The sequence below is a fragment of the Blastococcus jejuensis genome (assembly GCF_039534705.1).
Taxonomy (GTDB): domain Bacteria; phylum Actinomycetota; class Actinomycetes; order Mycobacteriales; family Geodermatophilaceae; genus Blastococcus_B; species Blastococcus_B jejuensis.
Map to the genome: position 1 here is coordinate 289,297 of NZ_BAAAVV010000005.1, position 16,479 is coordinate 305,775.

Here is a 16,479-nt window from a genome sequence, read left to right on the forward strand (position 1 = left end):
GCGGGTGACCTACGGCAGGAACGCGGCGACCTCGTCCGCGGCGTCGCGGCCGAACGCCTCGGCGAACCGGCCGAGGAAGCTCTCCCGCGGGAGGTCGTACTCCTGCGTGCCGACGACCTCGACGGCCGCCGTCGCGACCGCCGACCCGAGCTGGGTGGCCCGCTCGAGGCCGAGGCCCCACATGCGGCCGGCGATGAAGCCCGCCCGCAGCGCGTCGCCGCCACCGGTCGGTTCCACCGGCTTGGTCTCGGGCACGGCCAGCACCGACAGCGGCTGCTCCCCCGCCTGCCGCACGAGCACGCCCTCGGCGGCCCGGGTGGTCACCCAGGTGCCGACCCGGGCCAGCACCTCGTCGGCGTTCCACCCGGTCTTCTGCAGCAGCAGGGCCGCCTCGTACTCGTTGGTGAACAGCAGCTCGGCACCGTCGACCAGGTCGCGGATCATCTCGCCGTCGGCCCATGCCAGCTGCTGGCTGGGGTCGGCGGCGAAGGCGAAGCCCCGCTCCCGGCACTCCTGGGTGTGGCGCACCATCGCGGTCGGGTCGTTGGGGCCGATGACGACGAGGTCGAGGTCGCCGACGCGGTGGGCGACCGGCGCCAGCTCGATCTGGGACGCCTCGGACATCGCGCCCGAGTAGAAGGAGGCGATCTGGTTGTTGTCGGTGTCGGTCGTGCAGACGAACCGGGCGGTGTGCTTGAGCTCCGACCAGTGGACGCTGCGGGTGTCGACCCCGTGCCGGGAGAGCCAGGCCTCGTAGTCGGCGAAGTCGCTGCCGACGGCGCCGACGAGCACCGGCTCGAGACCGAGCAGGCCCATGCCGTAGGCCATGTTCGCGCCGGCCCCGCCGCGGTGCTGGACCAGGTCGTCGACGAGGAACGACAGGGAGACGTTCTCCATCTGGCCCTCGACGAACTGCTCGGTGAAGCGGCCCGGGAAGGTCATCAGGTGATCGGTGGCGATCGAGCCGGTGACGGCGACGGGCACGGGGGATCTCCCTGGGTGGTGGCGCTGGGAGGAAGGTCCAGCGGCCGGACGGCGACGGGCCCGTGAACGGTCGGGGCCCCGCACAGCCTAGGAGCCGCCCGGGCCGGGCGCTCGCCCGGAGGCCTCCGGACCGGCCAGGACACCGCGGAACCAGAGCCCGAGCTGGACGGTGCCGACCGCCCCGAGCGCCGCGCCGACGCCGGTCCCGGCGAGCACGACCAGGTCGGCGTGGCCGAGCCCGGCGACCACTCCCGCGCCCCCGAGGGTCATCCCTGCCATCGCCACGCGGGTGGGCCGCTCCCAGACCGAGAGGGGGCCGGTGCGGTCGATCCCGGCCTGACCGGCCCGCGCGCGCAGGTAGTCGGGCAGCCAGCACAGCGCACCGAACGCGACCGCGAGCCAGCCCGGCGCACCCGCGGCCCACAGCGCTGCGGCGTACGCGGCCTCGGTCAACCGGTCGGCGACGGAGTCGAGCACGAAGCCCCGCTGCGACGCCCGCCCGGTGCCGATGGCCAGCGCGCCGTCGATCGAGTCGACCAGCCCGGAGAGCCCGATCAGCAGCCCGGCCGCGATCAGCCACGCGCCCCCCGCCGCTGCCGGCACGATCGCCGCGGCCGCGACGACGACACCGAGCGCGGTCGCCACGGCCGGGGGGAGGCCGGCGATCGGCCGGGCCAGGGCGTAGGCGATCGACAGCCACCCCCGCACCAGCGGGCTGGCCGTGCCGGTGCCGCCGTGCCACTCCGACCACGCGGCGAGGTACTCCTCACGGCTGCGCACCCCGCCGCCTCCCTTCCCCGCCACCGAACTGCCGACATCGATTGCCGTCACGCGGGACAGTAGGGGTGTGCTCGTCGGTCTCTCCCCCGCGCGTCGGCGGTTCCTCCTCGGCGTGGCGGCCCTCGTCGTCGTCGCGCTGACCGCGCTCGCCGTCGTCCTCGTGTCGCGGGGCTCGGCTCCGGCGGCCGAGCCGGTGTCCCAGGAGCGGCCCGGGCCGGTCCTGCTCGTCCCCGGCTACGGCGGTTCGACGTCGTCCCTGCAACCGCTGGCCGACCTGCTGACCGCCCAGGGCCGGGACGCCACGGTGGTGCGGCTGCCCGGTACCGGAACCGGTGACCTGGCGGAATCGGCGGCCGCGCTGGGCGCCGCTGCCGACGCGGCGCTGGATCGCAGCGGCGCCGACAGCGTCGACGTCGTCGGCTACTCCGCCGGCGGTGTGGTGGCCCGGCTGTGGGTGGCCGACGGCGGGGCCGCCGTCGTCCGGCGGGTGATCACGCTCGGGGCCCCGCACCACGGGACCACGCTGGCCGACCTGGCCGGGGAGGTCGCCCCCGACCAGTGCCCCCTGGGCTGCGTGCAACTCGGCACCGGCAGCGCCGTCCTCGCCCGGCTCAACGCCGGCGACGAGACGCCGGCCGGGCCGACCTGGGTCTCGATCTGGACGACGCAGGACCGCACCGTCACCCCGCCGGACTCCGCCCGGCTCGACGGGGCGCTGAACCTGCCGGTGCAGGAGGTGTGCCCGCAGGCGCAGCTGGGTCACGGCGAGCTGCCGCGGGACGCCGTCGTCCAGGCGATCGTGCTGGCGCAGCTCGCCGCCGGGGACCCGGTGCCGCTCGACGCGGGCGACTGCGCCCGCCTCGGCGGCTGAACTCAACTGGTGACGTCCTTGGTCGTGAAGTTCGCCCATGCCGCCGCGAGCAGCACGCCCACGTAGACGCCCTGCAGCGCCAGCCCGCGGGTGATGTCGCGCCAGTGGATCGGGTCGCGGAAGAAGTCGACGAACGCCAGCCAGTACCGGGTGGGCAGGTAGGGCGCGATCGGTGAGGCCGCGTCGAGGGTGAACAGCAGGGACGACGCGACGAGCACCGCCAGCGCACCCATGGTGGCGCCCAGCGGGGAGTCGGTGAGCGTGGAGAAGAACAGGGCGAAGGCGGCGACGCCCAGCATGGAGACGGCGACGTAGCCGATGGCCAGCAGCGTCCGCACGGAGAGCTCCTGCGAGCTGAGGGACGTGCCCGACACCGACGTGCCCGCCGCCGGCTGGGCGTCGAACAGCGTCGCCCCCAGCACGTAGCCCACCCCGGCGACGACCAGCACCGTGACGAGCACGAACACCAGGACCGCGACCAGCTTGGCCACCAGCAGCCGGGTGCGGCCGGCCGGGCGGGCCAGCAGGTAGCGCAGCGTGCCGGCCTGGGCCTCGCCGGCCACCGAGTCACCGGCCACGACGGCGACCGCGATGGGCAGGAACAGCGGCAGCACGATGGCCAGCGCGGCCAGCGGGTAGAGGGCGCCGTTGGACAGCACCGCCGACAGGAACGGCGGCCCCTCGCCCGGCCGCGGCGCCAGGTCGGTGACCACCAGGAGGACGGCGACCAGGACCGGCAGCGCGTTGAGGACGCCGATCGTCGCCCACGTCCGGGGACGGCGGAACAGCTTCCGCAGCTCCACGACGATCACCGGGGCGCCTCCACCCGGTCGGTGCTGGTGCCGGCCGCGGCGAGGACCACCTGTTCCAGCGTCGGCCGCTCCAGCGAGAGAGCGGTGACCGCGATGCCGGCCCCGACGAGCCGCGCGTTCACCTCGGCGGGGTCGGCCCCGCGCACCACGACCCGCTCGCCGTCGGTCGCGGTCACCCGCCCGTCGAGGACGGCGCGCACCCGGTCCGGCGTGGGCGTGTGCACCACGGTCGACCCGGTCGGGGCGGTGAGCGCCGCGAGCTCGTCCTGCAGCACCAGCCGGCCCCGGTCGAGCACCCCCACCCGGGAGCAGAGCTGCTCGACCTCGGCCAGGAGGTGGCTGGACAGGAAGACCGTCGTGCCCTCGCGGTGCAGGTCGAGCAGCAGCTCGCGCACCTCGGTGATGCCCTGCGGGTCCAGGCCGTTGGTCGGCTCGTCGAGAACGAGCAGCTCCGGGCGGCGCAGCAGCGCGCCGGCCAACCCGAGGCGCTGGCGCATGCCCAGGGAGTACGCCTTGACCGGGCGCCGGCCGACACCGGCCAGGCCGACCTGCTCAAGGACCTCCCCGATCCGTGCCCGGCGGGTGCGCCAGGACCCGCCCGGCCCCGCGGCGTCGAGCAGCGCGAGGTTCTCCCGGCCCGACAGGTGCCCGTAGTGCGCCGGGCCCTCGATCAGCGCCCCGACCCGCGGCAGCACCCGCCGCCCGGCCCGCGGCATCCGGCTCCCGAGCAGCTCGATCTCCCCGCTGGTGGGCAGCACCAGCCCCAGCAGCATCCGCACGGTGGTGGTCTTGCCCGAGCCGTTGGCCCCGAGGAAGCCGTAGATGTCACCGGCGCGGACGTCGAGGTCGATGCCGTCGACGGCACGGAGCCGGCCGAACTGCTTGACCAGCCGTCGGGTGGTGATCACGGCGCGGGATCCTGCTGCAGCTGCCCGGCGGCGGCCGCCAGGGCGTCGAGCGTCACGGTGCCGGTGAGCACGTAGGGGCCGTGGCCCGGCTCCACGAGCATGAGCGCGACCGGACCGACGGCCAGCCGCGCCCCGGCGTCGTCGCGGACGGCGTCCGGACTCTGGTCCAGGGCCGTGCGCAGCCCCCGAGCCAGCCCGGGTGGCACGGGCGCGACGGCCAGCACCGTCACGCCGCGGCCGTAGAGGCCGATCCCGGGCGGCGCCCCCTCCAGCTGCCGGCGGGGCAACCCCGCCAGCTCGTCGGGCAGCGGCACGGGCGTGATCCGGCGCCCGGCCTCGAGGACGACCTCGGCCTCGCGCGCCTGCCGGACCGACGAGCCGACCGGCGGGAAGAACGCGGTCACCGCGGCCGCCGGGACGGCGAGGTCGAGGTCGAGGAACCGGGTGTCGAGCGCGGGGCGGTCGGCTCCCTTCCCGTACACCTCCACCTGCAGGGCCAGCCCGCTGTCGGGCTCCACCCAGACGTCGACCCGCTCGACGCCCGCGGCGTCCTCGGCCGGCACCAGCCGCAGCCCGAGGGCGTCCCGGCCGGCCACGCGGCGGGCGCCGATCCGGGCCAGTTCGGCGTCGTCGGCCTCCGAGAGCAGGCGCCGCGCGAGCGAGGTGGGCAGCACGTCGGGCGGCGCGGGCAGGGTGAAGGGGGTCAGCGCGCCCCGGGCGGCGGTGGCCCGCTCGTACTCCCAGGTCCAGGTGCCGGTCGCGTCCCGGTGGGTGCCCGTCTCCCCCGCCCCCGAGAGCACGTCGACCCGGTGGTCCTCGGGCCCGCGCCACCACACGCGCATCGCCGTCCGGTCGCTGAACAGGTCGGCCAGCGAGGGCAGCTGGTCGCCCACCGGGAGGGCCAGCCCACCGGCCGACACCGCGTACCCGGAGAAGCCGACGTCGGCGCTGCCGAGGACGGCGGCCGCGAGGTCGGCCGCCGGCACGTCGGCGTCGGCGGCCGGCAGCGCGCGGAGAACCAGCGGCGTCGCCACCAGGACGACGACGAGTGCGACGACGACGGCCCACCTCCGGGCCGCACCGTGTCCTCGCGCCGCCATGCCCGCCACGGTACGAGCCACCCGGCGCGCCAGGTCGGGCTCAGACCTTCAGCGCGATGACCAGGCAGCACAGCGCCAGCACGAGCGCGACCGGCGTCATCACCAGGCGCTCGGGCCGGCTGCGGGAGGCCGCGTTCGCGAGGACGCCGATGCCGAAGTACGCCGTCAGCACCCAGAGGGCGGGAGGGGTCTCGTAGACGTAGTCGCCGAACTCGGTGGCCCGCGCGACGGCGGCCGAGATGATCCAGGCGAACAGCGCGTACAGCGGGACCGACAGCGCACTGGCCACCCGCAGGCCGCGCGGCAGCACGCGGTGCTTCCCGCCCCAGGCGAGGTGCCCGAGCGGGGCGCCGGCGACCAGGGCGATCTGGAACGCGGCCAGCCCGGCCAGCAGCACGTAGGCGACGACCGCCGCGACCATGATCACGGCCGGCAGGCTAGTCGGAATGCCCGGCCCGGATCCGGCCGTCGTCCACGATGTCCCCCGGGCGGACACGTCGACGTGAGAAGTGTCCTCCTCCGGGGCATCGATCGACGGCTCGGCGGGTGTTGATCTCGCGCGGCCCTGGGCATGACCCCTGCATGGCTCCCCCGATCAGCGACGCCGTCGTCGTCGACGTGTTCCGCCGGGTCGACCGGCTGCTCACCCCCCTGGTGACCCGGCTCGGCCGGCCGCCGTCGCGGCCGCAGCGCGAGCGCGACCAGTGGTGGGCCGAGTCCGTCACCCGGTTCGCGGCCGGCCTGTCGGCAGCACCCCGCTTCGTGGGTCGCCTGGCCGACCTGCTGCCGCTGCAGAACACCGTCGGCACCGCGGTCCAGTCGATGGTCGTCCTGGGCGTGGCCGGTGAGCACGGTGTCGACGACCCGGCCGAGCGGGTGTCGCTGCTCGCCCGGGTGCTGCTCGGTCGCGACCTGCCCGCGAGCCGCGTCGAGCCCCTGCTCGGCCACGTGAAGGGCACCTACCGCGGCGAGGCGCTGGGCGCTCCCGGCGAGCGGGGCGCGGTCCGCACGCTGTGGCGCGCGTCGCGGCTGCTGGCCCGCATCGACGAGGCCCTCGACGCCCGGCCGAAGGGCAAGCTGCGCCACCGCGCGCTGTCGAACCTGCCGGTGGTCGGCGTGCTCGGCGGGTACGCGGCCGAGCGGGAGGGGCTGCGCCGCGCCGCGGACCTGGCGGCCGCCGAAATCAGCGGATAGGAGCGGCGACCGCGCCGTCGGAGGCCGGCAGGTCGTCGTCGTCGACCTGGGGGTCGGTGGCGAGGTTGGCGTAGACCTCACGCGTCGCCGTCGACCGGTTCATGGTGATGAAGTGGATGCCGGGCACGCCCTCGTCGAGCAGGGTGCGGCACAGCTCGGTGGCCACCTCGACCCCGAAGGCCCGCACCGCGGCTTTGTCCTCGGGCCGGTCCCCGTCGAGCTCGGCGAACCGGGCGGCGAGGTCGGGCGGGAACGCCTGCCCGGAGAGCTGGACGATCCGGGTGATCTGGCGCGCGTTGGTCACCGGCATGACCCCGGCGATGATCGGCACGTCGCAGCCCCGGGCGGTCACCCGGTCCCGCATGCGGAGGTAGTCCTCGGCGCGGAAGAACATCTGGGTGATCGCGAAGTCGGCGCCCGCCCGGCACTTGCTCACGAACATCTCGACGTCGGAGTCGAAGTCCGGTGAGCGCGGGTGCCGCTCGGGGAAGGCGGCCACGCCGACGCAGAAGTCGCCCATCGACCGGATCAGCTCGACCAGCTCGGAGGCGTAGTGCAGCCCCTCCGGGTGGGCCAGCCACTCGGCCTGCGGATCGGCGCCGGGCGGGTCACCGCGCAGCGCCAGCATGTTGCGGACCCCGGCGGCGGCCAGCCGGCTGACGACGTGCCGCAGCTCGGCGACGCTGTGGTCGACGGCGGTGAGGTGGGCCAGCGGGGTCATCGTCGAATCGGTCGCGATCCGCTCGGTGACCGAGACCGTGCCCTCGCGGGTCGTTCCGCCGGCGCCGTACGTGACCGACACGAACGACGGCTTCAGCCGCTCCAGCTCGCGCAGCGCCGTCCACAGCTGCACCTCCGCCTCGGGCGTCTTCGGCGGGAAGAACTCGAACGACCACGTCGGGCGTGCCGAGGCGAGCAGCTCGCGAACGGTGCGGGTCACGAGCACCCAGGGTACGGACCGTCCCGCCGACGAATCGCACCTGGCGCGCGCATCCAGGCCCCCCGTCCCGGGAGAAGAAGGGACGACGGCGACGGCGACGGAGGCGGAATGGGAACCAACGGGACCCCCCGGGTAGGCGTGCTCACCGGGTCGCGCCCCGCGGGCCTGGGCGATACTGGCCCGGTGACGGTCGGGGCGCAGCAGCGGGACAGCGACGCCGCCGACGGGTCCCCGCCGCTCGAGGCCGCCGGCCTGGACCGGTTGCGGGCGGCGGTGAGCGCCGCGCTCGACGAGTTCCTCGACCGGCAGAGCGACGTCCTCGCCGCCATGGACGCCACGCTCGTCCCCCTCGTCGACGAGGTCCGCGCGCTGGCCGCCGGCGGGAAGCGGCTGCGCCCGGCCTTCGCCTACTGGGGCTGGCGCGGCGCCCGCGGAGCGCACGGCGAGGACGAGGCGGCGGTGCTCCGCGCGGTCGCCGCCCTGGAGTTCGTGCACGCCAGCGCCCTGGTCCACGACGACGTGATGGACGGCGCGCAGACCCGCCGCGGCCGCCCGGCCACGCACATCGGGTTCGCCACGCGGCACGACGCGAGCCGCCTGGAGGGCGACGGCCGGCTGTTCGGCACCGGGGCGGCGATCCTCGTCGGCGACCTCGCCCTGGTGTGGTCGGACGAGCTGCTGCGCCGCTCGGGCATCTCCGCGGCCGCACTCGGGCGCGCGCGCGGGGTCTGGGACACGATGCGCACCGAGGTCACCGCCGGGCAGTACCTCGACCTGCTGCACGCGGCGGGCGGGCTGCCCGGCCCCGACGGGGCCCTCACCGTGGCCCGCTACAAGAGCGCCGGCTACACCGTGCAGCGGCCGCTCCAGCTCGGCGTCGCCCTGGCCGGCGGCGGTCCGGAGATGCTCGAGGCCTGCACCGCGATCGGTCTGCCGCTCGGCGAGGCGTTCCAGCTGCGCGACGACGTCCTCGGGGTGTTCGGCGACCCCGAGGTCACCGGCAAGTCCGCCGACGACGACCTGCGCGAGGGCAAGCAGACCCTGCTCGTCGCCCTGACCGAGCAGGCCGCCGACGCCGGGGGCCGGGCGCTGCTGGGCGACGTCCTCGGGCGCGCCACGGCCGGGCCTGACGAGTTCGATGCGCTCCGCCGGCTCATGGAGAGCACCGGCGCCCGTGCGGCCGTCGAGGAGCGCATCACCGAGCGCACCGCCCTGGCCCGCAGCGCGATCGCCGCCGCCCCGCTCGCCGCCGACGCCCGGGCCGCCCTCGACGCGCTCGCCGTCGCCGCCACCTCGCGCAGCGCCTGACCGTGCGCACCGTCCCCGGCCGCACCGACCGCGTGGTCGTCGTCGGTGCCGGGCTGGCCGGCCTGGCGGCGGCGCTCCGGCTGCGCGGCGCCGGCCGGGAGGTCACCGTCGTCGAGCGCGGCGACGGCCCCGGCGGTCGAGCCGGGGTGGTCCGCCGCGACGGGTACGTCCTCGACACCGGCCCGTCGGTGTTCACCGCCCCCGAGATCGTGGCGGACACGCTCGCCGCGGTCGGCGAGAAGCTCGCCGACCGCCTCGACCTGGTCCCCCTGGAGACGACGTACCGCGCGCAGTTCGCCGACGGGTCGCACCTGGACGTGCACGCCGACCGCGAGGCCTTCGCCGCCGAGGTCGCGCGGCTGGCCGGCCCGGCCGAGGCGGACAACCTGCGCCGCTACCTCGCCGACCTGGCCGAGCTCTACCGGCTGCAGCTGTCGACCTTCATCGACCGCAACCTGGACTCGCCGCTGGACCTGCTCGGCCCGGAGCTGCTGGCCCTGATCCGCCGCGGCGGCTTCGGCCGGCTGTCCCGGCACGTCGGACGCGCGTTCGGCGACGACCGCCTGCGCCGGCTGTTCAGCTTCCAGGCGCTGTACGCCGGGGTCTCCCCCTTCCGCGCGATCGCGGCCTACGCCGTCATCGCCCAGCTCGACATCGGCGCCGGCGTGTGGCACCCGATCGGCGGCATCGGCGCCGTGCCCCGCGCATTGGCCGCCGCCGCGGCGGATGCCGGGGTGGAGTTCCGGTACGGCGCGGAGGCCGACCTCGAGCTGCGGGGCGGCCGGGCCGTCGCCGTCCGGACCTCGGACGGCGACCGGCTGCCCGCGGACGCCGTCGTCGTCACCACCGACGCGCCGTGGCGGCTGGTGCCGGGTCTGCGGCCGCCGCGCCGGCCCACCTACTCCCCCAGCTGCGTGGCCCTGCACGTCGGCGTCCGTGCCGAGCTGCCGGGCCAGGCGCACCACACGATCAGCTTCGGCGCGGCGTGGGAGCAGGTGTTCGCCGAGCTGACCCGCGACGGCGCGATCATGACCGACCCGAGCCTGCTGGTGAGCATGCCGTCGGTGACCGACCGGTCCCTGGCCCCGGCCGGCGGCCACGTGCTCAGCGTCGTGGCCCCCACCCCGAACCTGGACCGGCGCAGCGGCGGCAACCCCGACATCGACTGGACGGCGCTGGGCCCGCGCTACCGCGACGAGATCCTCCGCACCCTGGAGGACCGCGGCTGGACCGGGCTCACCGGGTCGATCGAGGTGGAGGAGATGGCGACCCCGCTCGACTGGGCCGCGCAGGGCATGGCCGCCGGCACCCCGTTCGCGCTGGCCCACACGTTCGGCCAGACCGGGCCGTTCCGGCCGCCCACGCTCCCCCGCCGAGGCCCGGAGAACGTCGTCCTGGCCGGCTCGTCGGTGCAGCCCGGCGTCGGCGTCCCGATGGTGCTGATCAGCGGGCGCCTGGCCGCCGAGCGGATCACCGGGGCCACGCGGTGACGGCCGTCGCGGGGCGGCAGGCCGAGCTGGACGCCGCCTACCGGCACTGCGCGGCGATCGCCGCCCGCCACGGCAAGAGCTACCACCTCGCCACCCGGCTGCTGACCGCCGACCGCCGTCCGGCCGTGCACGCGCTCTACGCCGCGGCCCGCACCGCCGACGACCTGGTCGACCACCCCGGCGCCGACCCGGCCGGCGACCTCGCCGACTGGTCCCGCGCCCTGCTGGCCGAGCTCGAGGAGGGCTGGTCTGCGGATCCCGTGCGGCTGGCGCTGGTGCACACCTACCGGCGCTACGCGATCCCGGTCGAGCACCTGCTCGACTTCCTCGCCGCGATGGCCAGCGACCTCGACGTCACCGGGTACGCCGACATCGCCGCCCTCGACCGGTACATGTGGGGCTCGGCCGCGGTGATCGGCCTGCAGGTGCTGCCGGTGCTGGGCACCGCGCGCGGCGTGAGCCGCGAGGAGGCCGCGCCGCACGCCATCGCGCTCGGCGAGGCCTTCCAGCTGACGAACTTCCTCCGCGATGTCGGCGAGGACGTCGACCGCGGCCGGGTCTACCTGCCCGAGGACCTGATGGCCGCGCACGGGGTGACGCGGGAACAGCTGGCCGAGAAGCGGCACGACGCGCGGTTCGAGGCCCTGATGCGGGAGATGGTCGCCGTCGTCCGGCGCCGGTACGACGACGCCGCCCCGGGGACGCCGCTGCTCGCGCCCGAGTCGCGGGACTGCGTGCGCGCCGCCACGGCCCTGTACGGCGGCATCCTCGACGAGATCGAGAAGGCCGACTACCGGGTGCTCGACCGCCGGGTGTCGGTGTCCAAGCCGCGCCGTCTCGCGGTGTTCGCCCGCCGGTTGACCGCCGCCCAGGTGGCCAGGGTGAGGGTGACCATCGCGAAGCCGAAGAGAAGGTCCTCGACCGGCGCGTAGGCGATCCGCGGGCCCCAGATCGCGTTCTCGTCGTAGGTGACGACGTCGAGGCCGGTCAGCACGCCGTTCATGAGCAGCTGGAACGACACGATGATCGCGTACGCGACCCAGAAGACCGCCCGGGTGACCAGGCGGGTGCGGTAGACGGCCACGTCGAGCACGAGGACGACGACGACGGCGGTCACCGCCAGGGCGGAGTAGCTCATTCGTCGGCCTCCTCGGTGCCGCTACCCGACTCCGCGCCCCGGTCCGCTCCTCGCTCGTTCCTCGCTGCGATGCTCCCGGGGCTGTCGTCGGGGACGGGATAGCCCGCGTCCCAGCCGGTCACCCGGCGCACCGCCTCGAAGGCCAGCACCGAGCACAACGGGACGACGACGAAGAAGAGGACCTCCTCGACCGGGATGCCGCCGGGCAGCCGGACGTCGAGGGTCAGCTGCGCGCTGTAGTCCCAGTGGCCCTGGTCGATCGCGTAGAGCACCCAGGCGACGAAGACGACGAACTCCGGCAGCACGGCCAGCAGGAACCGCCGCCAGCGGGCATAGACCCGGGCCCGCAGCACCAGCTCGAGGGGCGCGGTGACCACCAGGCAGCCGGCGAGCAGCGCGGCGTAAGTCCAGTGCCCCACGAGACCGTCAGAGCGCCATTACAGGGCCATGGCCTGGGCGCGCCGGGTGACCTCGGTGTGGCGGTTGTCCCGGAGGGCCTGCACGGGAGTGCCGGGCAGCGAGTCGTCCTCGCGGAACAGCCAGTCGAAGGCCTCCTGGTCGCTGAACCCGCCGTCGTGCAGGACCGTCAGCAGGCCGGGCAGGTGCTTGAGGACGGCGCCGTCCTGCACGAAGTCGGCGGGGATCTTCCCGTTGCCGCTGCCGGGGACGGCCATCAGCTTCCCGTCGCGCAGCAGCTGGCGGACCCGGTTGGGCGAGACGCCCAGGAGCTGGGCGACCTCCGCCGGGGTGAGCGTCTCCATGACGGACAAGCCTATGGCGAGCGATCCGGGGCGGATCGACCGGCGTGTCGCGCGCCCCCGCCTCCCGCGGGCGCGCCCCGGCGCACACCATGAGGGAGTGCGGCCTGCCGGACGTGCGGTCGGTGCCCCGGGCCCAGGGGCCACCGGCCCGCTGACCCAGCCGGGTGCCCCCGCGCGGGCGCCCGGGTCGGTGACGTCGGCCACCGCCCCGGCGGCCGGACCCCCCGCTGACCACGTGCACCAGCCGTCCCGGCCGCCCCCTGAACCGCGTGGTTGGCCGAAACCCGGCGATCCCACTCCTACACTCGACCGGGTGGACACCGTGGTGAGCGACCCCGTGGTGGGGGTCGTCCTCGAGGGGCGCTATCGCCTCGAGGAACGCCTCGCCCGTGGCGGCATGTCCACGGTGTACTCGGCCACCGATCTGCGGCTGCACCGCACCGTGGCCGTCAAGGTCATGGCCGACCACCTCGTGCACGACCCGACGTTCGTCGACCGGTTCACCCGCGAGGCGCGCGCCGCCGCGATGCTCAGCCATCCCAACGTCGTCTCGGTCAGCGACCAGGGCAGCGACCAGGGGCTGGTCTTCCTGGTCATGGAGCTCGTCCGCGGCCGCACGCTGCGCGACCTGCTCACCGCCCGCGGCCGGCTCACCGTGGGCGAGGCGTTCGCCGTGCTCGAGCCCGTGCTGTCGGGCCTGACCGCCGCGCACCGGGCCGGCATCGTGCACCGCGACATCAAGCCCGAGAACGTGCTGATCGGCGTCGACGGCGTCGTCAAGGTGGCCGACTTCGGCCTCGCGCGCGCCGTCGTGGGCACCGGCCAGACCAGCCAGACCGGCGGCGTGCTCATCGGCACGGTCGCCTACCTCTCCCCCGAGCAGCTCGAACGCGGGCGGGCCGACGCCCGGTCCGACATCTACGCCGCCGGGATCGTGCTCTACGAGATGCTGACCGGGCACCCGCCCTTCGGCGGCGACACCCCGCTCGCGGTGGCCTACCAGCACGTGCACCACGACGTCCCCGCGCCGTCGGAGGAGGTGCCGGGCATCCCGTGGCAGGTCGACGAGCTGGTCGCCCGCACTACGCGGCGCGACCCGGCCGGCCGACCGCTCGACGCCGGCGCCTTCCTCGCCGAGCTGTCCGACGTGCGCAAGGACCTCGGCGTCGAGATCGTCCCGGTGCCCACCGGCCGCAGCACGGCCGGCCCCGGCACGCTGCGGCCCACGAACCGCCCCACCCGACCCCGCCACCCGAGCGACCCGGGCACCGCCGTCCTCGGGCACCGCACCGACCGCGCCGGGCGCACCAGCATGCTCCCGGCCATGGGCGCCGGCCCGACGATGAACGTCAACGGCCGCAAGCCCGCGCTCGAGCGGACCCGGCCCGGAGTGCCCCAGCACGTCCGCCGCCGCCGGGCCCGCCTCGCGTTCGCGATCGTGATGCTGCTCGCGATCACGATCGGCGCCGTCGGCTGGTGGCTGGGCTCCGGCCGCTGGACCGACGTCCCCTCCCTGGTCGGCAAGGACCGCGAGGCCGCGATCGACCTGCTGCAGGCGGCGGGGCTGGACCCCAACCCCGTCACCGAGGCGTGGAGCGAGACCGTGCCCGAGGGCGTGGTCATCTCCACCGACCCGGCCGACGGCGAGGCGATCCGGGGCACCGACGTCGAGATCGTCGTCTCGAAGGGACCCGAGCGGTTCGTCGTCCCGGTGGAGCTGGCCGGCCTCGAGGCGGACGCCGTCCTCCAGCAGCTGCAGGAGACGCTGCCGTTGCAGGTGACCACCGCCGACCAGTACGACGACCAGGTGGCCGCCGGCCTGGTGATCGGGTTCGACCCGCCCGCGGGCACCCAGCTGCCCCGCGACGCCCTGGTCACCGTGATCGTCAGCCAGGGCCACGCCCCGGTCGCGATCCCCGACGTCATCGGCCAGACCCCCGAGGCGGCCACGGCGAACCTCGAGCAGCTCGGCTTCACCGTCACCCGGATCGACGACGGCCGCAGCGCCGCCGTCGACAAGGGCGAGGTCATGGCCGTGACCCCAGACCCCGCCGCCGGGCCGGTCCCCTACGCGAGCACCGTCAGCATCCAGGTCTCGGCCGGGATGCCGCAGGTGCAGGTGCCCGACGTCGGCGGCAAGAGCTCGGCCGAGGCCAAGCGGATCCTCGAGGCCGCCGGGCTGAAGGTGGAGACCTCCTCCTGGATCACCGGCGACCGCGTCGTCGGCCAGACCCCGAAGGCCGGCGAGACCGTCGACCAGGGCACGACCGTCAAGATCCTCCTGAGCTTCTGGTAGGCCGATCCTCCGTGCAGAACTCCTCCCCCATCGGCGCGCACGTCCAGACCAGGGGTGGCCTCGCGAAGGGTGGGCTCGCCTACACCGACGCCGTCGCGGCCCGCGCCGTCCAGGTGTTCGTGGGCAACCCGCGCGGCTGGAAGCTGACCGCCGGCACCCCCGCGCAGGACGCCCTGTTCACCGCCGGGTGCGCCGAGCGCGGCATTCCGTCGTTCATCCACACGCCGTTCCTGGTCAACGTCGGCTCCCCCACCGAGGCGACCGTCGAGCAGTCGATCGCCTCGATCGCGCACAACCTCGCCCGCGGGGCCGAGCTCGGCTGCTCCGGCGTCGTGGTGCACGCCGGTTCCGCCGTCGGCGAGGACCGCTACGAGGCGGCGCTGGCCCAGCTCCGCGAGCGGCTGCTGCCGGTGCTCGACGCGGCCCCCGCCGACGGGCCCCGGCTGCTGATCGAGCCCACGGCCGGGGGCGGCAAGTCGCTGGCCGCCACCGTCGAGGACCTCGGCCCCTACCTCGCGGCGCTGGACTTCCACCCCCTCGTGGGCGTCTGCTTCGACACCTGCCACGCGTGGGCCGCCGGGCACGACCTGGCGGCTCCCGGCGGGATGACGGCGACGCTCGACGCGCTCGAGGCCACCGTCGGTCCCGGCCGGCTCGGGCTGGTGCACGCCAACGACTCGCTCGACGAGTGCGGCTCCAAGCGGGACCGGCACACCACGATCGGCGAGGGCTCGATCGGGGTGGCGCCGTTCGCGGAGCTGTTGGCCCACCCGTCGATGTCCGGCGTCCCCGTGGTCGTGGAGACGCCGTCCGAGCTCGACGGCTCCCCGTCGGCCGGCCACAAGCGCGACATCGCCCTGCTGGTCTCGCTGATGGCACCCGCCGAGGACCGCACCGCCGCCTGAGCAAGATCACCACACGGTCACGGCTGTCGATCGGCCGTTCTGGCAGCCCTAGCCGCGTGTTGATCATGGTTGTGGACGGCGTCAGCGGGACAGGGCAGGTTTCGGCGATCCTCACTCCCCGTGCCGCTCTTCGATGGTCCGTTCCTGGGCAGTGACGCTCTCCAGCGGGGAGTACTGACCCGGGCACAGCTGCGGGGATCACGATGGCGACGCCTGAGGCGCGACGTCTACTGCGATGCGCGACTTCCCCTGACCCACGCCGTCATGGCCCGGGCGGTCGGGCTCACAGCACCGCGCGAAGCGGTCTTCGGCGGTCTGACCGCGGCGTCGTGGTGGAGTACGCGCGGTCCGCTCGCCGGCCCGGACGACGTGGTCGAGGTCATCCTCCCGCCGCACCTCCGCTGGAACCCGGGTCCCGGCGTCATGGTTCGCCAGGCGCTGACCTCGGACGACGTCGTCACGGACGGAACCCTGCGGTACACCGATCGGACCCGGACGGCGCTCGACCTGATCCGCCGCGGCGTCCTCGACGACGCCGTCGTGCTCCTCGACCAGCTCGTGTACCACCGCGCCGCATTCCTCGACGACGTGCGCATCGCGGCCGCTCGGCTCCCGAGGTGTCGTGGCAGCGCCCTGGCCAGGAGAGCCGCCGCGCTCGCCGACGGATTGGCGCAGAGCCCGCCGGAGACCCGGCTACGGCTGCTCATGCTCCGCTCGGGACTGCCGGTGCCGGTGGCCCAGTACGAAGTGCGTCACGATCGACGTCTCGCCGCGCAGGTCGACTTCGGATTTCCCGAGCAGAAGTTCGCCGTCGAGTACGACGGGGAGTGGCACGGCGGCCGTGCTCAGCTCCGGCTGGACCGGGCGCGCATGAACCGCCTGTTGGCCGTGGGCTGGCGGGTTCTCTTCGTGACCGCCGCGGACATGCATGACCCCATAGCGCTCGTCGCGCGGATCGCGGCAGCGCTGGCGGCATGATCACCGCGCACTGG

17 protein-coding genes and 1 pseudogene are annotated in these 16,479 nt (G+C 75.1%); 8 read left to right on the plus strand and 10 right to left on the minus strand.

The features are described from left to right. Window positions 1-9: 9 nt before the first annotated feature. The gene (locus ABD644_RS12875; RefSeq protein ID WP_344689305.1) at window positions 10-984 is read right to left on the minus strand and encodes a carbohydrate kinase family protein; all 975 of its coding nucleotides are present in this window, start codon (window positions 982-984) and stop codon (window positions 10-12) included. An 87-nt stretch (window positions 985-1,071) separates the two neighbouring features. Then, a complete protein-coding gene (locus tag ABD644_RS12880) occupies window positions 1,072-1,764 on the minus strand; it encodes a CDP-alcohol phosphatidyltransferase family protein (RefSeq protein ID WP_344689306.1) in 693 nt (230 codons plus the stop codon). A gap of 67 nt (window positions 1,765-1,831) precedes the next feature. Between ABD644_RS12880 and ABD644_RS12885 the strand changes: the two genes are divergently transcribed. Then, window positions 1,832-2,635 (plus strand): lipase family alpha/beta hydrolase, encoded by an 804-nt coding sequence (locus ABD644_RS12885; protein WP_344689307.1) that lies wholly within the window; start codon window positions 1,832-1,834, stop codon window positions 2,633-2,635. Between the two features lie 2 nt (window positions 2,636-2,637). Here the strand turns inward: ABD644_RS12885 and ABD644_RS12890 are convergent, their stop codons facing one another. From ABD644_RS12890 to ABD644_RS12905, 4 genes are read right to left on the minus strand one after another with little or no spacing between them, the layout of a single operon-like run. Beyond that, a complete protein-coding gene (locus tag ABD644_RS12890; protein WP_344689309.1) occupies window positions 2,638-3,447 on the minus strand; it encodes an ABC transporter permease in 810 nt (269 codons plus the stop codon). Beyond that, window positions 3,444-4,355 carry an ABC transporter ATP-binding protein gene (locus ABD644_RS12895; protein ID WP_344689310.1) on the minus strand — a complete coding sequence of 304 codons (912 nt, stop codon included), beginning with the start codon at window positions 4,353-4,355 and terminating at the stop codon, window positions 3,444-3,446. The genes ABD644_RS12890 and ABD644_RS12895 overlap by 4 nt, the downstream gene beginning before the upstream one ends. Then, window positions 4,352-5,455: a transcriptional regulator gene (locus tag ABD644_RS12900; RefSeq protein ID WP_344689311.1), complete on the minus strand. Its 1,104-nt coding sequence runs from the start codon at window positions 5,453-5,455 to the stop codon at window positions 4,352-4,354. The genes ABD644_RS12895 and ABD644_RS12900 overlap by 4 nt, the downstream gene beginning before the upstream one ends. Window positions 5,456-5,495: 40 nt before the next feature. Then, window positions 5,496-5,876, minus strand: coding sequence for a hypothetical protein (locus ABD644_RS12905; protein ID WP_344689407.1), 381 nt, complete (start codon window positions 5,874-5,876; stop codon window positions 5,496-5,498). Between the two features lie 161 nt (window positions 5,877-6,037). Here ABD644_RS12905 and ABD644_RS12910 point away from each other — a divergent pair, with 161 nt between their 5' ends. Further along, entirely contained in the window at window positions 6,038-6,649 is a 612-nt protein-coding gene (locus tag ABD644_RS12910; RefSeq protein WP_344689312.1) for a hypothetical protein, read from the plus strand. Here the strand turns inward: ABD644_RS12910 and metF are convergent. Continuing rightward, window positions 6,639-7,589, minus strand: a complete 951-nt coding sequence (gene metF / locus ABD644_RS12915) for a methylenetetrahydrofolate reductase [NAD(P)H] (protein ID WP_344689313.1) — start codon at window positions 7,587-7,589, stop codon at window positions 6,639-6,641. The genes ABD644_RS12910 and metF overlap by 11 nt on opposite strands. A gap of 183 nt (window positions 7,590-7,772) precedes the next feature. Between metF and ABD644_RS12920 the strand changes: the two genes are divergently transcribed. From ABD644_RS12920 to ABD644_RS12930, 3 genes are read left to right on the plus strand one after another with little or no spacing between them, the layout of a single operon-like run. Continuing rightward, window positions 7,773-8,897, plus strand: a complete 1,125-nt coding sequence (locus ABD644_RS12920; RefSeq protein ID WP_344689314.1) for a polyprenyl synthetase family protein — start codon at window positions 7,773-7,775, stop codon at window positions 8,895-8,897. A gap of 2 nt (window positions 8,898-8,899) precedes the next feature. Then, window positions 8,900-10,387 carry a phytoene desaturase family protein gene (gene crtI, locus ABD644_RS12925; RefSeq protein WP_344689315.1) on the plus strand — a complete coding sequence of 496 codons (1,488 nt, stop codon included), beginning with the start codon at window positions 8,900-8,902 and terminating at the stop codon, window positions 10,385-10,387. After that, complete coding sequence (locus tag ABD644_RS12930; protein WP_344689316.1) at window positions 10,384-11,319, plus strand: phytoene/squalene synthase family protein; 936 nt, start codon at window positions 10,384-10,386, stop codon at window positions 11,317-11,319. Before crtI ends, ABD644_RS12930 begins: the two co-directional genes overlap by 4 nt. Here ABD644_RS12930 and ABD644_RS12935 read toward each other — a convergent pair. The 3 genes and pseudogenes from ABD644_RS12935 to ABD644_RS12945 all read right to left on the minus strand — a co-directional run. After that, window positions 11,316-11,525 (minus strand): annotated as a pseudogene (locus ABD644_RS12935) (lycopene cyclase domain-containing protein); the annotation flags it as partial. The gene ABD644_RS12930 and the pseudogene ABD644_RS12935 sit on opposite strands and share 4 nt — an antisense overlap. Continuing rightward, window positions 11,522-11,944 (minus strand): lycopene cyclase domain-containing protein, encoded by a 423-nt coding sequence (locus ABD644_RS12940; protein ID WP_344689317.1) that lies wholly within the window; start codon window positions 11,942-11,944, stop codon window positions 11,522-11,524. The gene ABD644_RS12940 and the pseudogene ABD644_RS12935, both read right to left, overlap by 4 nt. Window positions 11,945-11,962: 18 nt before the next feature. Next, window positions 11,963-12,286 carry an Rv2175c family DNA-binding protein gene (locus tag ABD644_RS12945; protein ID WP_344689318.1) on the minus strand — a complete coding sequence of 108 codons (324 nt, stop codon included), beginning with the start codon at window positions 12,284-12,286 and terminating at the stop codon, window positions 11,963-11,965. Window positions 12,287-12,599: 313 nt separating this feature from the next. Between ABD644_RS12945 and pknB the strand changes: the two genes are divergently transcribed. From pknB to ABD644_RS12960, 3 genes are all read left to right on the plus strand, one after another. Further along, entirely contained in the window at window positions 12,600-14,582 is a 1,983-nt protein-coding gene (gene pknB, locus ABD644_RS12950) for a Stk1 family PASTA domain-containing Ser/Thr kinase (RefSeq protein ID WP_344689319.1), read from the plus strand. A gap of 11 nt (window positions 14,583-14,593) precedes the next feature. Next, a complete protein-coding gene (locus ABD644_RS12955) occupies window positions 14,594-15,487 on the plus strand; it encodes a deoxyribonuclease IV (RefSeq protein WP_344689320.1) in 894 nt (297 codons plus the stop codon). A gap of 264 nt (window positions 15,488-15,751) precedes the next feature. Further along, complete coding sequence (locus ABD644_RS12960) at window positions 15,752-16,465, plus strand: endonuclease domain-containing protein (protein ID WP_344689321.1); 714 nt, start codon at window positions 15,752-15,754, stop codon at window positions 16,463-16,465. The last annotated feature ends 14 nt before the right edge of the window (window positions 16,466-16,479 follow it).

Bases quoted from the DNA above. Each gene is read 5' to 3' on its own strand.
- ABD644_RS12945 (WP_344689318.1), bottom strand. From the start codon at position 12,286: ATGGAGACGCTCACCCCGGCGGAGGTCGCCCAGCTCCTGGGCGTCTCG.
- ABD644_RS12910 (WP_344689312.1), top strand. From the start codon at position 6,038: ATGGCTCCCCCGATCAGCGACGCCGTCGTCGTCGACGTGTTCCGCCGG.
- ABD644_RS12900 (WP_344689311.1), bottom strand. From the start codon at position 5,455: ATGGCGGCGCGAGGACACGGTGCGGCCCGGAGGTGGGCCGTCGTCGTC.
- ABD644_RS12905 (WP_344689407.1), bottom strand. From the start codon at position 5,876: ATGGTCGCGGCGGTCGTCGCCTACGTGCTGCTGGCCGGGCTGGCCGCG.
- ABD644_RS12960 (WP_344689321.1), top strand. From the start codon at position 15,752: ATGGCCCGGGCGGTCGGGCTCACAGCACCGCGCGAAGCGGTCTTCGGC.